Raw genomic sequence first — 19,577 nt, 5'->3', positions numbered from 1 at the left:
TTTGATCCATGGATCTCCGAATGGGGCAACCCACCTTAAATACCTAGAAAGTTTAAGTCGTCTTTCGGGACGGTTTAGATTTCTAGGTATTGTTAATAAGGTATCTTGTCTTGAATACATAGGGACAAGAAGCGAACTCAGGGAACTGAAACATCTAAGTACCTGAAGGAAAGGACATCAACCGAGACTCCGTAAGTAGTGGCGAGCGAACGCGGACCAGGCCAGTGGCAATGTTGAATAAAGCTGAACAGGTTGGAAAGCCTGGCTAGAGTGGGTGATAGCCCCGTAAGCGTAGAACAGACATTGTCCTTGAGTAGGGCGGGACACGTGAAATCCTGTCTGAACATGGGGAGACCACTCTCCAAGCCTAAGTACTCGTGCATGACCGATAGCGAACAAGTACCGTGAGGGAAAGGTGAAAAGCACCCCGACAAGGGGAGTGAAATAGAACCTGAAACCGGATGCCTACAAGCAGTCGGAGGGCGCTCTTTTTAGTAAGGGGCCTGACGGCGTACCTTTTGTATAATGGGTCAACGACTTAGTGTATCTAGCAAGCTTAAGCCGGTAGGTGTAGGCGCAGCGAAAGCGAGTCTGAATAGGGCGATTTAGTTAGATGCATTAGACCCGAAACCGAGTGATCTAGCCATGAGCAGGCTGAAGGTTGGGTAACACCAACTGGAGGGCCGAACCCGCATCTGTTGCAATAGATTGGGATGACTTGTGGCTAGGGGTGAAAGGCCAATCAAACTCGGAGATAGCTGGTTCTCCGCGAAATCTATTTAGGTAGAGCGTCGACCGAATACCCTCGGGGGTAGAGCACTGGATGGGCTATGGGGACTCACCGTCTTACTGATCCTAACCAAACTCCGAATACCGAGGAGTACTAGTCGGCAGACACACGGCGGGTGCTAACGTCCGTCGTGAAGAGGGCAACAACCCTGACCTCCAGCTAAGGTCCCCAAGTCATGGCTAAGTGGGAAAGGATGTGAGGATCCCAAAACAACCAGGATGTTGGCTTAGAAGCAGCCATCATTTAAAGAAAGCGTAACAGCTCACTGGTCTAAATAAGGGTCTTTGCGCCGAAAATGTAACGGGGCTAAAGCCATGCACCGAAGCTGAGGATATGCACGCAAGTGTATGTGGTAGCGGAGCGTTCCGTAAGTCTGTGAAGGAGGACCCGTGAGGGCCTCTGGAGATATCGGAAGTGCGAATGTTGACATGAGTAACGATAAAGGGGGTGAGAGACCCCCTCGCCGAAAGACCAAGGGTTCCTGCTTAAAGTTAATCTGAGCAGGGTTAGCCGGCCCCTAAGGCGAGGCAGAAATGCGTAGTCGATGGGAACCACGTTAATATTCGTGGGCCTGGTGGTAGTGACGGATCGCGTAAGTTGTACCTCCTTATTGGATTGGATGTGCAGCGGGGCGGTTCCAGGAAATAGCTCCACCGTATAGACCGTACCCGAAACCGACACAGGTGGTCAGGTAGAGCATACCAAGGCGCTTGAGAGAACTATGTTGAAGGAACTCGGCAAATTGCACGCGTAACTTCGGAAGAAGCGTGACCCCTTTTTACGCAAGTGGAAAGGGGTGGCACAGACCAGGGGGTAGCGACTGTTTATCAAAAACACAGGGCTCTGCGAAGTCGAAAGACGACGTATAGGGCCTGACGCCTGCCCGGTGCTGGAAGGTTAAAGGGAGAGGTGCAAGCTTTGAACTGAAGCCCCAGTAAACGGCGGCCGTAACTATAACGGTCCTAAGGTAGCGAAATTCCTTGTCGGGTAAGTTCCGACCTGCACGAATGGCGTAACGACTTCCCCGCTGTCTCCAACATAGACTCAGTGAAATTGAATTCCCCGTGAAGATGCGGGGTTCCTGCGGTTAGACGGAAAGACCCCGTGCACCTTTACTATAGCTTTACACTGGCATTCGTGTCGGCATGTGTAGGATAGGTGGTAGGCTTTGAAGCGGGGACGCCAGTTCTCGTGGAGCCATCCTTGAAATACCACCCTTATCGTCATGGATGTCTAACCGCGGTCCGTTATCCGGATCCGGGACAGTGTATGGTGGGTAGTTTGACTGGGGCGGTCGCCTCCGAAAGAGTAACGGAGGCGCGCGATGGTGGGCTCAGACCGGTCGGAAATCGGTCGTCGAGTGCAATGGCATAAGCCCGCCTGACTGCGAGACTGACAAGTCGAGCAGAGACGAAAGTCGGTCATAGTGATCCGGTGGTCCCGCGTGGAAGGGCCATCGCTCAACGGATAAAAGGTACGCCGGGGATAACAGGCTGATGACCCCCAAGAGTCCATATCGACGGGGTTGTTTGGCACCTCGATGTCGGCTCATCGCATCCTGGGGCTGGAGCAGGTCCCAAGGGTTTGGCTGTTCGCCAATTAAAGCGGTACGTGAGCTGGGTTCAGAACGTCGTGAGACAGTTCGGTCCCTATCTGCCGTGGGTGTAGGAATATTGACAGGATCTGTCCCTAGTACGAGAGGACCGGGATGGACATATCTCTGGTGGACCTGTTGTCGTGCCAACGGCATAGCAGGGTAGCTATATATGGAAGGGATAACCGCTGAAGGCATCTAAGCGGGAAACCCACCTGAAAACGAGTATTCCCTATCAGGGCCGTGGAAGACGACCACGTTGATAGGAGGCGTGTGGACGTGCAGTAATGCATGAAGCTTAGCCTTACTAATAGCCCGATTGGCTTCATCGTTCTCATTGACTATGCTCATCAAGGTGCTGCGCACCTTGATGATGACATCTGTTTTGTCCTGACGCGCAAAAAAAACGCTCCGGACGGGCCGTGACACTGGTCACGACGGCCTCTGGCCTTGCGGAGCTACGCTCCGACAAACCAGCCGGCAAACAAAGACGTGTTCAATCAAGACAAAAGGGGGTTCGCCTCCGCCAGCTTCTCGATAAAGCGTTGCAATGGTCGCCCATTGCCACGCATACATTGCCCTTAATCGACCTGGTGGTCATTGCGGGGTGGCTGCACCCGTTCCCTTTCCGAACACGGCCGTGAAACACCCCTGCGCCAATGGTACTCCGTCTTAAGACGCGGGAGAGTAGGTCGCTGCCAGGTCTATTAAAGGCAATGCCATCCATAAGGATGGATCAAACAATCTTCTCACACACAAACCAACCGGCCCCTGGCCAAACCAAGGGCCGCTCCCAAAGCGGCCTTTTGTCGTTGCTGGGGTTTAACGAAATAATGGGACGTTCGGTCTGTAGCCGGTGCGTCCCTCACAGGAGACAAATCCTTCGGATTTGCTCCGGAACTACGCATCACAGCTTAGCTGTGACGCGGACGCGAAATTTGGCAATGCCAAATTCGCTTGGCGCGGGGTGGAGCAGCCCGGTAGCTCGTCAGGCTCATAACCTGAAGGCCGCAGGTTCAAATCCTGCCCCCGCAACCAAATCATCATTATCGAAAAACACCCGTAGCGACAAGCTGCGGGTGTTTTGCGTTTGTAGCCTGACCGAACCGCATCGACGGCCGATACGCCGTGTCCGCCAAAGACGGGTGACGCCGGATGCGATCGGGTTGTTACCAGCGTTCCGGCTGTCTCGATTGATGCCTTGCAAGGCTGGGGCGTGTTGTGGCTAACAGTCCCGCCCCTTAGACCGTATTGCCGGCACGTGTATCGCGTGTCTTCACCAAGCTCCAGATAACGCCGGAGGCGATGATCGCGAAGGTGATACCGAGCGAGAGTGAAGCGGGAAACTTTTCGAGACCCAGGAGGTCAGCGACGAAGATTTTCGAGCCGATGAAGATCAGCACGATTGCGAGCGCCGGCTTCAGGTATCGAAAGCGATGGATCATCGCGGCGAGTGCGAAATACAGTGCGCGCAGACCGAGGATCGCGAACACATTCGACGTGTAGACGATGAACGGATCGGTCGTGATCGCAAAGATCGCAGGGACGGAGTCGACCGCGAAGATCACGTCGGCGATTTCGACCATGACGAGGGCCATGAACAGCGGCGTCATGAACCAGACCAGTTTGCCGGTCGTGGGATCGGGCTTCTTGACGAAGAAATCCTGACCGTGATGCTCTTCCGTGACGTTGAACCTGCGCCTCATGAAACCGACAATGGGATTGTTGCCGATCTCGGGTTCCTTGTCGCCGATCAACAGCATCTTGATGCCGGTGATGACGAGGAAGGCGGCAAAGAGATAGAGGACCCATGAAAAGTTCGAAACCAGCGTCGCGCCAAGTCCGATCATGATGGCGCGCAGAACGATCACACCCAGCACGCCCCAAAAGAGGACGCGGTGCTGGTATTTGCGCGGCACTGCGAAGAAAGAGAAGATGAGCGCGATCACGAAGACGTTGTCCAGCGCCAGCGTTTTCTCGACTACGAAGCCCGTTAGGTAGTTCATCCCCTGCTCACCGCCGAGCTGCCACCAGATCCAGCCGCCGAACGCAAGACCGAGCGCGATATACATCGAAGACAGGATCAGGCTCTCGCGGACACCAATCTCGCGGTTGTCGCGGTGAAGAACGCCGAGGTCCAGGGCCAAAAGGGAAACCACGATCGACAGGAAACCGAGCCACATCCAGACGGGCTTGCCCAGCCAGTCTACGAAGAAGAATGCAAAGTCCATGTGAACACTCCAGCCGGTCGTTCACGGTGGATGCGGCGTCCGACATCGCGAGAGGACCGGCAGCTCTCGCCAGAGGGGCCCGGACAGGGGCACAAGGAGTAAACCGCGGGCGCAGGACCCGCGGTAGCGGATGGAACTGGATCGTGATCAAGAGGGCTTGCGCGTTTCAGTCGGAGCGCCGCGATGGCCTTTCGAGGTCAAAGCCAGTTCCTTCTTCGACCTCCTCTTTGATCAAAGACTGAACTGGCGATCCCATCGTCATTGCGCCAATTGATTGTTGAAATCGTCTCGATAGTGATCGACTATTGAGCATGCCGTTTCGCCCCAGTCTTCGCCAACTCGAATATGTCGTCGCGCTTGCTGAATGTGGTCATTTCGGAAAGGCCGCGAAGCAATGCCATGTCTCGCAACCAACACTCTCCGTTCAAGTGGGGATCGTGGAAGAAAATCTGGGAGTCCAGCTGTTTGAGCGGACGTCGGCAACGGTTATCCTCACGCCGGTCGGGGAACGTTTTGTGCATGGTGCCCGCATAGCGCTTGCCGCTATGGGCGATCTGCTCGAGACCGTCGCAAAGCACAGCGCAGCGCTTGGCGGCGTCATCAGGCTGGGCACGCCGCCGACTTTCGGGCCGTATTTCCTGCCCAGGTTCCTACCGTCCTTGCATAAACAATACCCCGATCTGAAGATCTACATCGTCGAAGATCGTCCTGCTGCGATCGAAACCGCTGTCGCGGAAGGAACGCTCGACTGTGGCCTCGGCCCCTTGTTCGGCGAGCGGCCCCTGATGTTCGTGCCGATCGGCAGGGAGCGGCTGCTGCTGGGCGTTCCCGCTGACCATCGGCTTGCAAAACGTCGGGCTGTCTCCGTTCAAGAGCTGAAAGGCGAGCGTCTGCTGGCGCTTGGAAGCGGACACCAGTTGCTCGAGAGCGTTCAGCGACTGGCGAAGGCGTCCGGCGCGACTGTCATTGACGACTATGCCGGTACCAGCCTGGACGCGATCAGACAAATGGTGTCGATCGGCATGGGCTGCTCGCTGTTTCCCGAACTCTACGCGCAGGCGGAGTTCCGCAACGCAGAAGACGTTCATCTCCTGGAAATCGAGGGCTGGAGTGAGACCCGTCAGGTCGGCGTCTATTTCAGGTCAACCAGCGGCCGGGTGGCGCATTTTCAGGAACTTGCCAGAAGGGCGACAGACGCTGCATTGGAGCTCGGGATCGGCTGACGCGCCGGCGGTCCTTTCTGCTCAGCAAGTCATTCTATTGGCCGCGAACCTTGCAGCAGCCAGTTTAAGCTCAGGCAGAACTGCGCGCGACCAGTCGGCACTCCACCTTCAGCTGGTCGTGATTGCTGGTCAGCCCGCCAGCCATATCGGAAAGCAGCTCGACGGCCATTACGCCCATCTCGAACATCGGGAGATGGAAGGTTGTCAGCGGCGGCATCGTGAACTGGGCAATGTCTCTGTTGTCGAAGCCGACGACGGAGACATCCTCCGGGACAGACTTGCCGAGTTCGTTCAGCGCTTCGATACAGCCGAGCGCCATGAGGTCGTTCGCGCAGAATATTCCGTCCGGGGGATCCTTCAGCTTCATCAGCGCATGCGTCTTTTCGTATCCGGACGGCGGTTCCCAGTTGCCATAGTGCACGAGGTCGGGGTCGTAGGAGAGATCGTTGCTGGCAAGAGCCTGCTTGTATCCGCGCAAGCGGTCGCGCGGATTGTCGAGACCTTCCTGGCCGTTGATCAGGGCTATCCGCTTGCGCCCGGCGCTGATCAGCCGTTCCGTCGCCGCCCGGCCGCCGGCGACGTCTCCCGGCAGAATGGACGGAAGCCGACGCTCTTGATCGTAGCAGTTGACCAGCACAGAGGGGACCTTCAGAAGCGGTTCCGGCGGATCGATCTTGCGGGTCAAAATAGTGCCGAAAATGTAGCCGATAAGTGCCTGTCCGTCACAGATCGAAAAGATGCCGCCATCCGGGTCCTCGCCTTTGCGGAAGACGCCAAGTGTGACGATAATCCCGAGTTCGAGTGCCTTTTCGCGGGCACCTTCGTAGGCAAGGGCCATCCATGGATCGGTGGTCAGTTCGTCGACGGCAAAAACGATTACCTTGTTGGCGGGCGCACTGCCGGGTCCGGAACTGGCTGATGACTTGTTCGCGAGACGATAGCCCAACTGATCCGCCGCGTCGAAGACCCGCTTGCGGGTGGCTTCGGTGAACCGGGCGCCGGAACTGCCATTGAGAATGAGGGAAACGGTCGCCTGAGATACGCCTGCCAGCGCAGCCACGTCCATCATCGTCGGTTTCAAGGCATTCTCCATGTCGGACACCGTGGTTTCCGGGGGATGGTGCCGTGTCAGGATCGAAAGTGCCGGACACGGTCGAAGGCTACGGCAACCACAATGAAGGTACCTATGAACATTCCTTGCCAGAATGTCGAGATGCCGAGCAGGATCAGAGAGTTGCGAATAACTTCTATCAACAGTGCTCCAACGACCGCACCGAGCGCATTGCCTTCGCCACCGGCCAGATTGGCACCACCGATGACGGCCGCGGCAATCACCGTCAGCTCCATGCCTTGGCCGAGATTGGTGGTCACGCTGCCGAGCCATCCAGCCATCAGAACGCCGGCGAGCCCGGCGGCGAGAGCCGACACGCCATAGATACTCACCTTCATGCGCCGCACGGGGATGCCGGTCAGGATGGCGGCGTTCTCATTGCTGCCGATCGCAAGCAGATGCTGCCCCCATCGGGTCCACCTGAAGACCAGCGACATTACAAGGGCTAGTGCAGCGAGGACGTAAAGAGGGTGGGGTATGCCCAGCGTCGAGCCGCCGCCGACCCAGATCAACAGGTCGTGGTCGGGGCCGAAATTCCAGATCATCTTGTTGTCCGACAGGACCATGGCCAGGGACCGAGCGGCCGAAAGAGTGCCCAAGGTGACGACGAAGGGTGGCATTCCGGCATAGGCGACAAGCACGCCGTTCAGTACGCCCACAAGGAGGGCTGAAAGCAGCGCAAGAGGAAAGGCGAGGAGGAAGGGTATGCCACCTTCCATGGTGACGCTGATCACCATGGCACTCAACACGACGGTTGAGCCCACCGACAGATCGATGCCGCCCGAGGCGATTACGGTCGTCATTCCGATCGCGATGATGCCGACGAAGGCGAAGTTGCGCGCAACATTGAAGAGATTGCGCTCCGTTGCAAAGCTGTCCGTTAGAATGCTGAGCGCGAGGCAGGCAAGGACCGCAGCGATAAAGACCCAGAACAGCTGCCGGCTCGATACGCGTGAGATCCAGCTTCGATGCTCGCTGCGGGCAATCACGTCATCCAATGTGGTCATGGCGATCTCCTTTCAAGCGGCTTCGATGGCGCCGGTGATCAATCCTGTCACTTCTTCGGGCGACGACTGATCGGCACGTTTGCTGGCGACGAGTTCGCCGCGCCGCAAAACCGCAATCTTGTCCGAAACACCGAAGACGTCGGGCATGCGGTGGCTGATGAGAATGACACTGATGCCGTGATCACGCAGCCTGCGAATGACATCGAGAACCTCGGCCACCTGGCGGACGGAGATTGCAGCGGTCGGCTCGTCCATGATGACGATCTTGGGCTCGGACAGCAGCGTGCGGGCGATCGCAACCGCCTGGCGCTGGCCACCGGACATGCGGCGCACCAAATCGCGTGGTCTCGTTTCCGATTTGAGTTGCCGGAACAGCTCCGCTGCGACGCGGTTCATCTTGGCATAGTCGATGTAGCGCAGCGGCCCGAGGCTGCGCATGGTCTCTCGCCCCAGGAAGACATTGGAGGCAGCCGAGAGATTGTCGCACAGCGCAAGGTCCTGATAGACGACCTCGATGCCGTGTCGCTGTGCGTCGCGTGGGTTGTGAAAGGTCACCGGTTGGTCATCGACGCGGATCTCTCCTGTCGATGGTGGGAAGTTGCCGGCGATAATTTTGACAAGCGTCGTCTTGCCGGCGCCGTTGTCCCCCATCAGTCCCAGAACCTCCCCTGGTTCGACGGTGACACTGACACGCGACAGCGCCTGTATTGCGCCGTAACTCTTTGAAATTGAATGCAATGAAAGCCGTGACACGCTCCGCCCTCCCTCGGCTGATCCCACGATGGCATTCTGTCGGCACCATAGCCTGCACGTTGCCCGCCCGTAAACGGGTATCAATAATGCTTGACTTAATATTATAACCAAATATTAATTATTCAACCTGAAAGCGAAAAGGGGGCGGTGATGCGGTTGCTCGTGACGGGCGCCACCGGAAAGGTGGGCCAAGCCTTCCTTCCCGCCTTCCTTTCCAATCCGCGCTTTGCGAAATGGAATGTCGTCGCGCTCTGCAACAACCGCGCCCTGGAACCCGGTCCCCGTGTCTCCGTCGTGAAGGGGTCCATGGCAGATCCGCAGATTGTCGGGAAGGCGCTCGAAGGTGTGACGCATGTGCTGCACTTGGCTGCCGTGAAAGAGACGCCCGATCAGGCCATCGATGTTGCTCTCAAGGGGCTCTACCTCCTGCTGGAGGGTTTCAGCCGTTCGGCTGCGAAACAGCAGTTCATGCTGCTGAGCGGCGATTGTGTCGTTGGGCACATTTTTCATGGTTACAGCGCACCGATAACGGAGCAGTCGCCGAGGCGAGCCTATCGCGGTGTCTATGCCCTGACCAAGGTGCTGGAAGAAACCATGGTGGAACAGTTCGGGATCCAGGAGGGTCTCAACTGGACCACGCTTCGCGCGCCGTGGATCATGGAAAAGGACGACTTCCGCTACGCAATGGAGGTCGGTCCTGATCAGTTCGGCGGGCCGCCGTGGTCGGCGATGATGGGAGCGGATGATCTCGACGCGCTCAGGAAGAACCGGGCCGTACCTGCCATGCGGGATGGTCGCGGCGCCTATCTCAAGCGCAGCTTTCTTCATGTCGATGATCTCGTCAACGCGATGATCGCCGCGCTGGACAATCCGGCCGCGTATGGAGAGCTGTTCAACGTCGCCATGGACCAGCCGGTCGACTACGGCGCGCTGGCCGATATCCTGGAGGCTTCCGGCGATCGGCAGCGCCGCGACATCCCGACACCGTTTCACAGCAACTGGCTCGACAATTCAAAGGCCCGGATGGTTCTCGGCTGGCAACCGGAAATCGATGTCGAAGGACTTGTCGAGCGTGCCTGGAGCTACAGGCGTGCAGGAAATGATCCGCGCATCATTTGGTATCCCGGCTGAGCAGGAGGGTTTCGCCGGCGATTTAGAGGAGGAGAAAGGCAATGAAAACAAGATATTTGGCATTCACTGCAATACCTATTCTCATGTTGCTGGCCGGCGAGAGCGCTGCGGAGAGCAGAAAGACACTCGCCATCGTCGTCAAAGGGCTCGACAATCCGTTCTTCGAACAGATCAATCTGGGCTGCAAGAAGTGGCTGTCGGAAAATCCGAAGAGCGAATACGAGTGCCTCTATACGGGACCGGCCTCTTCGGCCGACGAAGCGGGTGAGGTCCAGATTGTCGACGATCTGCTGACGCGCGGTGTTGCAGCGATTGCAATCTCGCCGTCGAACGCGCCGGCCATGGCGAACCGCGTGCGCCAAATCGCGCCGCAAATTCCCGTCATGACCGTCGATGCGGATTTCCTCGAGAAAGACCATGATCTGCGCAAGACCTATCTCGGCACCGACAATTATCTGATGGGTGTGAAGATGGCTGAGCAGACGAAGAAGCTGAAGGCGAAGGGTGGCACGGTGTGTCTGCAACTCGGCAATGTTGGTGCCGCCAACATCAATGCGCGTGCCCAGGGTTTCCGTGACACGATTGCGGGAGCCAAGGACGTGAAGCGGCTGAGCGGACAGAACGGCTGGACTGAAATCGAGGGATGCCCCGTCTATACCAACGACCAGGCTGACCTCGCCAATCAGCAGATGTCGGATGTCTTTACAGCCCATCCCAAGCTCGATGCCTTCATCCTGATCGGCGGGTGGGCACAGTTCGCGCCACAGGCCTATACCCAGGTCACCGACCAGGTCATGAGCAAGCTGAAGTCGAAGGAACTGGTGATCGTGGCGGGGGATACGCTGCCACCGCAGACCCAGGCTTTCCGTGAGGGCCGCAGCCATGCGCAGGTCGGTCAGCGGCCCTTCGAGATGGGTTACAAGGCACCCGACGTGATGATCAAGCTGATCAAAGGCGAGAAGGTGGATGATCCGCTGTTTACCGGCCTCGACATCTGCAACGCCGAAGATCCCGGTTTCTGCAAGACCAACTGACGGCGCCGTGGCGCCCATGGCGCAGACGCTGAAACGGACCCGATAACCGGGCGTAGGCTTTGCATGGCTCGGTTGTCGCCCTTCAACCTGGAGCAGCCCTGGAGGAGTGGGTTGCGGGAGGACAAGATGAAAAGGATTACGATCACGGCCCTAGTGGCCATGGCGACCATGGTGGCTATGCCAGCGGTCGCTGCAGAGAAAGAGGCTCTCGCCTTCGTTGTCAATGCCGCTTCCGATTTCTGGAAGCTGGCTGAGGCCGGGGTCAAGGCGGCGCAGACCGAGCTTCCGGATTTCGAGTTGCAGTTCCGTTATCCCACGCAGGGCACGGCCGCACTTCAGAACGCCCTGATGGATGACCTTGTGGCTGCGGGGACCGACGCAATCATGATCTCGTCGGCTGACCCGAAGAATTCCGTCGATGCCTTCAACCGCATCGCAGCTCAGGTTCCGCTCTTCACGACGGACAGCGATGCGCCGCAGTCGAAGCGCATCGCCTATCTGGGTTCGTCAAACACCCAGGCCGGCATCCAGGCGGGGGAGATTGCGGTCAAGGCGCTCCCCAAGGGTGGTAAATGTATGGGATTTGTCGGCTTTCTTGGCGCTGATAACGCCAGGGAGCGGATCGACGGTTTTCGCCAGGCCGTGAAGGGCAAGTCAATCGAACTCGTCGATGTGAGGGGCGATGACGTCGATTTTGCCCGCGCGCGGTCCAATGTCGACGATGTCCTCGCGGCAAATCCGGACATTACCTGCATGGTGGGCTTTTATTCCTACAATCCACCGAAGATCTATGAAGCGTTGAAAGCGGCCGGAAAGCTCGGGAACATCACGGTGATCGCTTTCGATGAAGATCCGATCACGCTGGGAGCCGTGCGGCAAGGCCAGTTTGCAGGCACGGTCGTTCAGGACCCCTATCAATGGGGCTACCAGGGGATGAAGCTGATGGCGGCGTACCTGAAGGGCGACAAGTCGAAAGTGCCGGCAGATGGATTGATCATCGTGCCGACCAAAGTCATCGACAAGGCGAATGTCGATGCGTTTGAAAAGCAGCTCAAGGCGCGGATGGGCGGGTAATACGCGCCTTGACGCGGCCAGCGCGGATCTTTCGGGCTGCGCGCTGGCCCTCAACGCATTCGAGGTTCACGCCAGATGACAGCTGCCGCCCGAATATCTCTTGATCTCATCGGCATCACCAAGGTCTATCCAAGCGCTGTGGCGCTCAATCAGGTGTCGCTCGGCATCCGGGGCGGTGAAGTTGTCGGGTTGATCGGCGAAAACGGTGCCGGAAAATCCACGCTCATGAAGGTGCTTGGGGGCACGATCGTGCCCGATGAAGGTGAGATCGTCATTGATGGGAAAACGACGTCCCATTTGACACCCGCCGAGGCCTTGGCCCGTGGCATCGCATTCGTGCACCAGGAGCTGAACCCGTTTTTCAATCTCGATGTCGCTGGCAACGTTCTCCTGGGCCGTGAGCCGCGCAGCCGCCGCTTCGGTTTTATCGACCATGCGGCCATGGCCGAGCGGGTGAAACCACTGCTCGACATGCTGGGCGCTCGCTTTCAGCCATCCACCCAGGCTTCGGAACTTTCGCTGGCGGACCAGCAACTGATGGAAATCGCCAAGGCGCTCTCGACCAATGTCCGCCTTCTGATCCTCGACGAACCGACATCGAGCCTCACTCTTGCGGAAACCCAACGGTTGCTCGACGTCGTGCGCCGGTTGCGGGCAGATGGAGTGGCCATCCTGTTTATTACCCATCGCCTCGCTGAAGTCGAAGCCGTCGCAGACCGGGTGGTCGGGCTCAGGGACGGTCGAAATGCCGGGGAGCTCCGAAGCGGCAGCATCAATCGAGATGCCATGGTGCGATTGATGATCGGCCGCGATGTGACGCAATTCTACACGCCCCCGCAGGTAAGGCAGGGGCCGGTGGTGCTCCGGACACGAAATCTCAGAACCGAGGCCTATCCGCAGGCCCCGGTCGATCTCGAGGTTCGAGGCGGGGAAATCCTCGGGCTTGCCGGTCTGGTGGGCGCCGGTCGGACGGAACTTGCGCGTGCGATCTTTGGCATCGATCCCGTCCAGGGCGGCCGTGTCGAGACGAACGACAAGCCGGTCGCATCCGGGTCGGTGCCGGCAGCAATCGCCGCCGGCATCTGTTTGGTGCCGGAAGACCGCAAGGGTGAGGGACTGTTCCTCGACTTCTCGCTTTCCGAAAACGTGGTGATGCCGAACCTTTCGGCGATCGCGACCGCTGGCTTCGTCGATCGCGGGGCCGAAATGGAGATCGCTGATCGGTCCCGCAGCCGGCTATCGATCCGTGCGCCGCGGCTCGACCGTGCGGTCAGCGAATTGTCGGGCGGCAACCAGCAGAAGGTCGTTCTGGCAAAGTGGCTCGGTCTCGATCCCAGGCTCATCATTCTCGACGAGCCGACGAGAGGCATCGATGTCGGAGCGAAGGCTGAGGTTTACCGCCTCATGCGCGATCTCGCGGAGGGCGGAGCCGCGGTGCTGATGATCTCGTCCGATATGGAGGAAGTCATCGGTGTCTCGACGCGCGTGGCGGTGATGCGGCGCGGGGCCATTGCCGGCATCCTGTCGCGGGCGGATCTGTCCGAAGAAGCGATCCTCAGTCTGGCGGTCGGATAGGAGATTGGCATGCACAAGAAAGACATCGGCCTTGGCGTCCTCGTTCTGACCGTGGGCGCCATCGTGACACTGGTCAATCCGCGTTTCATTTCACCGGTCAATCTTGCCAACACAGCCAATCTGATTGGACTGTTCGGGCTGTTTTCGATTGCCGAGGCCTTCGTCATCGTCACCGCAGGGATCGAGCTTTCGATCGGCTCCGTCATCGCCCTTCTCGGCGTCATCTTTATCGACCTGATTGCCTCCCATGGTGTTCCCTGGCCTGTCGCCTTTGCGATCGTGCTGGTCCTGTCGGTGGTGATCGGATTGCTGCATGGCTGGCTCATTACACGGCTCAAGCTGCAGCCCTTCGTCGTCACACTGTGCGGTCTGCTGATCTACCGAGGCATAGCGCGTTTCTATACCAGAGACGGGACGGCCGGCTTTACCTTCGGGACGGATCTTCCCATGCTCGAATATCTGTTCGTCGGGCGAACAGCGGGCGTTCCCCATTCCGTCATGGCTTTTGCTGTGTTTGCGGTGCTTGCATGGTTTCTCCTGCACCGAACCGTTTTCGGACGGCATCTTCTGGCCGTCGGAAAGAACGAGGAGGCGGCTCGTTATTGCGGGATCAATACAAAGCGCGTGATCGTCACGGCCTATGTTCTCTGTGCCTTTCTGACAGGCGTCTCGGCCATTTTCTTCGCCATGTACACCAAGTCCGTCCAGCCCTCGTCGCATGGGAATTTCTACGAGCTCTATGCCATCGCGGCTGCGGTCCTCGGCGGATTTTCCCTGCGGGGTGGGGAAGGCTCGATCGTTGGGGTGGTGCTCGGGGTTGTGTTGCTTCAGGTCCTCCAGAACCTCGTCAACCTGCTCGGCATTCCCTCGTCGCTCAATTTCGCGGTCATGGGTGCGGTCATCCTGATGGGCGTCATTGCCGATACGCAGTTCCATGCCTATCGGCAAAGGCGACATCATCAGGCGACCCGCTCTGCCTTGGCCGAGGTTTCCCGCATCCCGTCGGCAAACGGATGACGGATAGGTCGTCGACGATCGACACAGAGCTGGTCCCGGATGCTGGAAATGATCAGGATGGCAGGAGCCTGAAGTCCGCGCCTTCCGGCAGGAGTTGCCCGCCATCGACGACGATGGTGGTGCCGGTCACATAGCTCGCATCGTCGGAGGCGAGAAACAGGAAGGCATTGGCAACGTCGCGCGGCGAGCCGAGGCGGGCGAGCGGAATTGCGTCCTCCATGTTCTTGATGAAGGCGGCGCTACGATGCAGCTGGATCGCTTCCGTCAATATGTTGCCGGGCTCGACGCCATTGACATTGATGCCGTAGGACGAGAACTCCAGCGCCGCTGAGCGAATGAAGCCGTTGATGCCAGCCTTGCTCGCCGCGTAGTGGCCGTGGCCCGGGCTTGTAACATGCGGGCCGGTGATGGATGACGTAAACAGGATACGCCCCGAGCCCTGCTTTTTCATCGGCGTCAGCGCGGCGCGTGCGGCGTTGAAGCATCCACGCAGATTGACCCCCATCACGCTGTCCCAGTCTTCCGGAGACGTATTCTCGATGAGCTGCCACGGATAGATGCCGGCGTTCTGGACGATGATGTCGAGCCGCCCGTGACGTTCGAGTGTGAATTCGACCGCGGCAACGGCGTCTTCCATCTTCGAGATGTCGGTGTGGACGAAGTCGATGTCGAGATCATCGGCTGCCGCCTTGCCGTCGTCGGCCTCGGAATCAGCCAGCACCAGCTTTGCGCCTTCCTCCTGGAAGCGGACGGCGATTGCCTTGCCGATGCCGCGCGATGCGCCGATGACCAGCGCCACCTTGTCTTTCAATCTGTCTGTCATGCGAGCCTCTGGCGGAGCCTTTGTTTGAACGTATCGAGAAGAACCGCTGCAAGCACCAGGAAGCCGTGGATGACCTGGGTATAGTTTGCCGGCAGGCCCATCAGGTTGATGGCGGTGTTGATGGACGAGAGGAGCAGCACTCCGGCGTAGACGCCGGGCAGCGCACCGACACCGCCCTTGAGGCTGACACCACCGATGACGACTGCCGCAAAGGCGTTGAACAGCAGCCCAACGCCGAGGTTTGCCGTGGCGCCTGATGTGCGTATGGCAAGCAGCCATCCAGCCAGGCCGGCGATGGCGCCTGCCAGTACAAAGGCGATGATCAGGTTGCGGGTGACGCGAATGCCGGCGCGGTAAGCGGCGGTCTCGTTCCCGCCGATCATTACCAGGTGCCGGCCGAATGGCGTCCTGGCCATCAGCACCGAAAAGACCACGAAACAGGCAATCGCAATCCAGGCTGACAGCGGAATGCCAGCCACGCGCTCGATGGCGAACCAGCGGATGGCCGGATCCAGATCCTGGGCGGAGCGTCCGCCGGAAACCGCCAGCACGATGCCGCGCACCCAAATGAAGGAGGCAAGCGTGATGATGAAGGCGCTCATCTTCAGTTTCACGACAAGGAAGCCGTTGAAGAGACCGATCAATGCGCCGATCCCGCAGGCAACGAGCAGTGACGCTGGGATCATCAGCCATTGCGGTGAGAGCTTCATCCCCATGCCGATCCCTGCCGAGCAGAAAAGGATGCCGACCGCCATGGCGGCCAAAGCGGCAACGGATTCTACCGAAAGGTCCATATGGCCGGCGATGATCACCAGAGCCAGGCCGATCGACATCACGCCCAGCACGCTCGACGCTTCGATGATGTTTGTGAAAATGCCGATCTGGAAATAGTTCGGGATCAGGGCCGAAAACAGGACAAGCACAACGATGAGCATGAACCAGACGAGGTTATCGAGTACAGATTCTAGACTTTTGCGCGTACGGGGCGTCATGCGGCAAATCCGGACTTGAGGGAAGGAGTCCGGGGTCTTTCAACCCCGGATGAAGGGTTGTTATTCGACGGATTTGATCGAGGCTGTCGGCGCTTTCATGTTGCCCCAGAAGGCCGGGTTGTCGACATTCTCCTTGGTGATCGCGGCACCCGGGATCTTGATGTTCGGCCCCCAGGCTTCCTTCGTCACGACCCCTTTCAGGCCAAGCACATCATAGTCGCCGGCCTTGATTTCCTGCTTGCCGACGATCTTGTCCATGAACATGGCAATGGCTGCCGCCTGGGCATAAAGCGGTTGCTCGACTTCGGTATTGAGCCAGCCCTTGCGGATCAGATCGAGGCCGACGGGAGCGCCGTTCGAGCTCATCATCATGACGTCACCTGGTTTCTTGCCAGCGGACTCAAGCGAGGCGACGGCTGCAACCGAAAGATGGGCTGCATGCAGGAAGATCAGGTTGATATCGGGATTGGCCAGCATCTGATCGGAGACGATCGTCCCTGCATTGCTGGCTTCCCACTGCATGGCGGGCACAGAGATGATGGTCACCTTCGGGAAGGCCTTCATCTTCTCTTCGAAGCCCTTCTGGATATCGAGCGTGTAGGGATCGCCAGGGTCGCCCAGAACCTGCAGGATCTTGCCCTTCACGTCGCCATTCTTCGCCTTGAGCATCGCTTCAGCCTGTTGCGCGGCAACATGGCCGATCTCGATCGTCCCGGCGACCGAGGTGAAGTCTGACACGGTCGAGGTGACCTGACGGTCGAACTCGACGACCGGAATACCGGCCGCACGGGCTGCCTCGATGGATGGTTTCAATGCGTTGAAGTCGACAGCGGCGAGGATGATCGCCGCCGGCTTCAAGGCGATGACGTCGTTCATCTGCGACTGCTGTGCGTCTGTCTTGTTGTCGGCGTTAAGGGTTTTCATCTCGTAGCCGGTCTGCTTCAGAAACATTTCCAAGGCGCTGACCGAGCCGGTCTGGAATTCGTCGAGCAGTGTCGGCACAAGATAATAGACCGTACCCTTGGACTGTGCGGCCGCCGTTGTGAGCATTGAAAGGCCGAGCACCAAAACGCTCAGCAAGCTTAGCATTATTCGTCTCATGATCGTTCTCTCCAGTTTTACGCCGGACCCCTTGTCATTGTTTGCCCACCGGTCCGGCGCCGGTGAGGGTTTGCCCTGTGATCATTTCGATCACTGCATCCGGGCTTGTCTTGGTTCTGTCGACATCGCCGGCGACGACGCCGTGGCGGATGACGACGATGCGGTCTGCGACCTGAAAGGCCTGCTGCATGATGTGGGTGATGATGACGACACCGATGCCCTGGCTGGCGACATGGCGGATCATGTCCAATCCCCGCCGCGTCTGTTCGACCCCAAGTGCGGCGAACGGCTCGTCCAGCAAGAGGAGCTTGCCACCCCAATGGGCAAAACGGTTGAGCTCGATCGCCTGCCGCTGGCCGCCGGACAGATGCTCGACCTTGGTGCGCATGGAGGGAATGCGGGTGCCGGCACTGGTCAGTGCCTTGGTCGTGATTTCCTCCATCGCACGCTCATCGAGGAAGGGGATGCCCGCGATCTTGCGGGTGATCTCGCGGCCCATGAAGAAATTGGCGACGACGTCCACATTGGTGCAGAGAGACAGGTCTTGGTAGACCGTCTCGATGCCGGCTGCCTTGGCCTCGGCAGGCGTCTTTGCCTCGAACTCTTCGCCTTCGAAGAGCATCTGACCTGACGTGGGTTGCAGACCACCCGAGATGATCTTCACAAGCGTGGACTTGCCTGCGCCGTTGTCGCCAAGAAGGGCGACCACTTCGCCCTTTCCGATCGAGAAACTGATGCCCTTGAGCGCTTCGATCGCGCCGAAATTCTTGCGGATATCATTCAGGACAAGCAGTTTTTCGGTCATTCGACAGTCCCCTTCTCTGAAGTCTCGAACATCTGGCCGAAGCGCGGCGACAGGACGCCGAAAACGGCTAGCGCGGCTGCACCTCGGAGTGCCGAATGCTGGCAGTCACTGGCGACGACGACACGTGGATGCGGGCGGTTGGTGCGGGCGGAAACCGAATTGCTCAGGCCGTCGGCCAGTGCGGCAAGCCGCTCGATCAAAGACTGCGGCGCCAGGCCACCGAGCACGACAGTCTCTGGATCGAAAAGGTTTTCGATCGTGCGGATGGCATTGCGAAAGATCGGCGCGATCTCGCGGACCCATTCGGCCTCGGGCAGGCCGCGCCGAGTGAAGGCCTCGAGCGAAAGATAGCGCTCAAGGCAGCCATTGTTGCCGCAGGGGCAGGGCTCGCCATCCGGAACGGCGGGGATATGGCCGATTTCGCCGGCATTGCCCCAGGCGCCGCGCATCACTGTCCCGTCATGCATCATCGCGCCGCCAAGGCCGACGCCGAAGAACAGGTAATAGTAATCCGAAATCTGTTGGCCGAGACCGTAGAGCTGCTCGCCGAGCGCCGCTGCCGCCATGTCGTTTTCCATAAAGGCCGGCAGACCTGTCGCCTCTGTGAGGCGGGAATTGATGTCGACGTCTTTCCAGCCGGTCATCGTTGTCGGGCCAACGAAGCTGATGGATTCCACGTCGAACGGCCCGGGCAAAGCCAGTCCGGCGCCCAGCAGGCGGCCGCGGCATGGGCTTGCCTTGAGTTCGTCCACCATCTCGCCAATCAGAGCGAAGGCTTCGTCCGGCGTCGGGTTGGACGCGCTGCGGTGGCGGCTCTCGACGACATCACCGCGCAGATTGACCAAGGCAACGTCGATGCCAAGCGGCGTCAGGTGAACGCCGACCGCATGCCCACCCTCCGGATTGACGGTCAGCTTCGAGGGCGGAATACCGCGGCCCCGAGGCTTTTCGCGCACCGAGACGATGAGCTCTTGTTCTTCGAGTTCCCGGACAATGGTAGAGACAGTCTGTACGGTGAGGTGAACCCGTTCGGCAATTTCGCCACGCGTCGTCGGACCAGTCAGGCGGATCGCTTCCAAGACGATCCGTCTGTTGTAGGGCCTTCCGGATTCCTGGTTGGTACCGCGCAGCGCCATTTCGAATGTCTCCGAATGACGAAAGTGTGTCAGCGCTCACGTATTTAGTCAAATGGTTTTCAAAAAAGAAAAACGCGCGCGCGAAGGGCCCGATCGCGCTGACGTTGCAAAAGCTGATCTGACGGTACGCGCACTATCCGCGAAACTCTTAATGAGTTCGCCTCACCCTCGGAGCCAGGA

General features: G+C 58.8%; 15 protein-coding genes, 1 tRNA gene and 2 rRNA genes (1 of these 18 running past the window's edge). 9 read left to right on the top strand and 9 right to left on the bottom strand.

Annotated elements, in window-relative coordinates:
• The 3 genes from ACQY1K_RS16430 to ACQY1K_RS16420 form a co-directional block, all read left to right on the top strand.
• Nucleotides 1-2,716, top strand: a 23S ribosomal RNA gene (locus ACQY1K_RS16430); it begins 98 nt to the left of the window's first position.
• 257 nt (nucleotides 2,717-2,973) lie between these two features.
• Nucleotides 2,974-3,088 (top strand): 5S ribosomal RNA (rrf, locus tag ACQY1K_RS16425).
• Nucleotides 3,089-3,345: 257 nt separating this feature from the next.
• A tRNA-Met gene (locus ACQY1K_RS16420) sits at nucleotides 3,346-3,422 on the top strand.
• A gap of 203 nt (nucleotides 3,423-3,625) precedes the next feature.
• On the opposite strand, the gene ACQY1K_RS16415 is transcribed toward ACQY1K_RS16420, so the two are convergent.
• A complete protein-coding gene (locus ACQY1K_RS16415; protein WP_430257885.1) occupies nucleotides 3,626-4,615 on the bottom strand; it encodes a TerC family protein in 990 nt (329 codons plus the stop codon).
• 311 nt (nucleotides 4,616-4,926) lie between these two features.
• Between ACQY1K_RS16415 and ACQY1K_RS16410 the strand changes: the two genes are divergently transcribed.
• Entirely contained in the window at nucleotides 4,927-5,838 is a 912-nt protein-coding gene (locus tag ACQY1K_RS16410) for a LysR substrate-binding domain-containing protein (protein ID WP_430257884.1), read from the top strand.
• 70 nt (nucleotides 5,839-5,908) lie between these two features.
• Here the strand turns inward: ACQY1K_RS16410 and ACQY1K_RS16405 are convergent, their stop codons facing one another.
• From ACQY1K_RS16405 to ACQY1K_RS16395, 3 genes are read right to left on the bottom strand one after another with little or no spacing between them, the layout of a single operon-like run.
• The gene (locus ACQY1K_RS16405; RefSeq protein ID WP_244474108.1) at nucleotides 5,909-6,931 is read right to left on the bottom strand and encodes a LacI family DNA-binding transcriptional regulator; all 1,023 of its coding nucleotides are present in this window, start codon (nucleotides 6,929-6,931) and stop codon (nucleotides 5,909-5,911) included.
• Between the two features lie 35 nt (nucleotides 6,932-6,966).
• Nucleotides 6,967-7,956: an ABC transporter permease gene (locus ACQY1K_RS16400; RefSeq protein WP_430257883.1), complete on the bottom strand. Its 990-nt coding sequence runs from the start codon at nucleotides 7,954-7,956 to the stop codon at nucleotides 6,967-6,969.
• Nucleotides 7,957-7,968: 12 nt separating this feature from the next.
• Entirely contained in the window at nucleotides 7,969-8,607 is a 639-nt protein-coding gene (locus ACQY1K_RS16395) for an ATP-binding cassette domain-containing protein (protein WP_244476247.1), read from the bottom strand.
• 252 nt (nucleotides 8,608-8,859) lie between these two features.
• Between ACQY1K_RS16395 and ACQY1K_RS16390 the strand changes: the two genes are divergently transcribed.
• From ACQY1K_RS16390 to ACQY1K_RS16370, 5 genes are all read left to right on the top strand, one after another.
• Complete coding sequence (locus ACQY1K_RS16390; protein WP_174197223.1) at nucleotides 8,860-9,840, top strand: NAD-dependent epimerase/dehydratase family protein; 981 nt, start codon at nucleotides 8,860-8,862, stop codon at nucleotides 9,838-9,840.
• A 41-nt stretch (nucleotides 9,841-9,881) separates the two neighbouring features.
• Entirely contained in the window at nucleotides 9,882-10,874 is a 993-nt protein-coding gene (locus ACQY1K_RS16385; protein WP_430257882.1) for a sugar-binding protein, read from the top strand.
• A 126-nt stretch (nucleotides 10,875-11,000) separates the two neighbouring features.
• Nucleotides 11,001-11,948, top strand: a complete 948-nt coding sequence (locus ACQY1K_RS16380; protein ID WP_430257881.1) for a sugar-binding protein — start codon at nucleotides 11,001-11,003, stop codon at nucleotides 11,946-11,948.
• 75 nt (nucleotides 11,949-12,023) lie between these two features.
• Complete coding sequence (locus tag ACQY1K_RS16375) at nucleotides 12,024-13,523, top strand: sugar ABC transporter ATP-binding protein (RefSeq protein ID WP_430257880.1); 1,500 nt, start codon at nucleotides 12,024-12,026, stop codon at nucleotides 13,521-13,523.
• Between the two features lie 9 nt (nucleotides 13,524-13,532).
• Nucleotides 13,533-14,540 carry an ABC transporter permease gene (locus ACQY1K_RS16370; protein WP_430257879.1) on the top strand — a complete coding sequence of 336 codons (1,008 nt, stop codon included), beginning with the start codon at nucleotides 13,533-13,535 and terminating at the stop codon, nucleotides 14,538-14,540.
• A 52-nt stretch (nucleotides 14,541-14,592) separates the two neighbouring features.
• Here the strand turns inward: ACQY1K_RS16370 and ACQY1K_RS16365 are convergent, their stop codons facing one another.
• The 5 genes from ACQY1K_RS16365 to ACQY1K_RS16345 are packed head-to-tail and all read right to left on the bottom strand — an operon-like array spanning nucleotide 14,593 to nucleotide 19,397.
• Complete coding sequence (locus ACQY1K_RS16365; RefSeq protein WP_430257877.1) at nucleotides 14,593-15,363, bottom strand: SDR family oxidoreductase; 771 nt, start codon at nucleotides 15,361-15,363, stop codon at nucleotides 14,593-14,595.
• The gene (locus ACQY1K_RS16360) at nucleotides 15,360-16,355 is read right to left on the bottom strand and encodes an ABC transporter permease (protein ID WP_113111650.1); all 996 of its coding nucleotides are present in this window, start codon (nucleotides 16,353-16,355) and stop codon (nucleotides 15,360-15,362) included. Before ACQY1K_RS16360 ends, ACQY1K_RS16365 begins: the two co-directional genes overlap by 4 nt.
• Nucleotides 16,356-16,415: 60 nt before the next feature.
• Nucleotides 16,416-17,456 (bottom strand): sugar ABC transporter substrate-binding protein, encoded by a 1,041-nt coding sequence (locus ACQY1K_RS16355; RefSeq protein WP_062581491.1) that lies wholly within the window; start codon nucleotides 17,454-17,456, stop codon nucleotides 16,416-16,418.
• Between the two features lie 34 nt (nucleotides 17,457-17,490).
• Nucleotides 17,491-18,261 (bottom strand): ATP-binding cassette domain-containing protein, encoded by a 771-nt coding sequence (locus ACQY1K_RS16350; protein WP_062462050.1) that lies wholly within the window; start codon nucleotides 18,259-18,261, stop codon nucleotides 17,491-17,493.
• Complete coding sequence (locus tag ACQY1K_RS16345) at nucleotides 18,258-19,397, bottom strand: ROK family transcriptional regulator (protein WP_062581493.1); 1,140 nt, start codon at nucleotides 19,395-19,397, stop codon at nucleotides 18,258-18,260. The genes ACQY1K_RS16350 and ACQY1K_RS16345 overlap by 4 nt, the downstream gene beginning before the upstream one ends.
• Nucleotides 19,398-19,577: the final 180 nt, after the last annotated feature.

It is taken from the genome of Neorhizobium sp. IRS_2294 (assembly GCF_050500145.1).
Taxonomy (GTDB): Bacteria; Pseudomonadota; Alphaproteobacteria; order Rhizobiales; family Rhizobiaceae; genus Neorhizobium; species Neorhizobium soli.
Note: the sequence above shows the minus strand (reverse complement) of the source record. Positions and strands in the feature narration are given on the sequence as shown.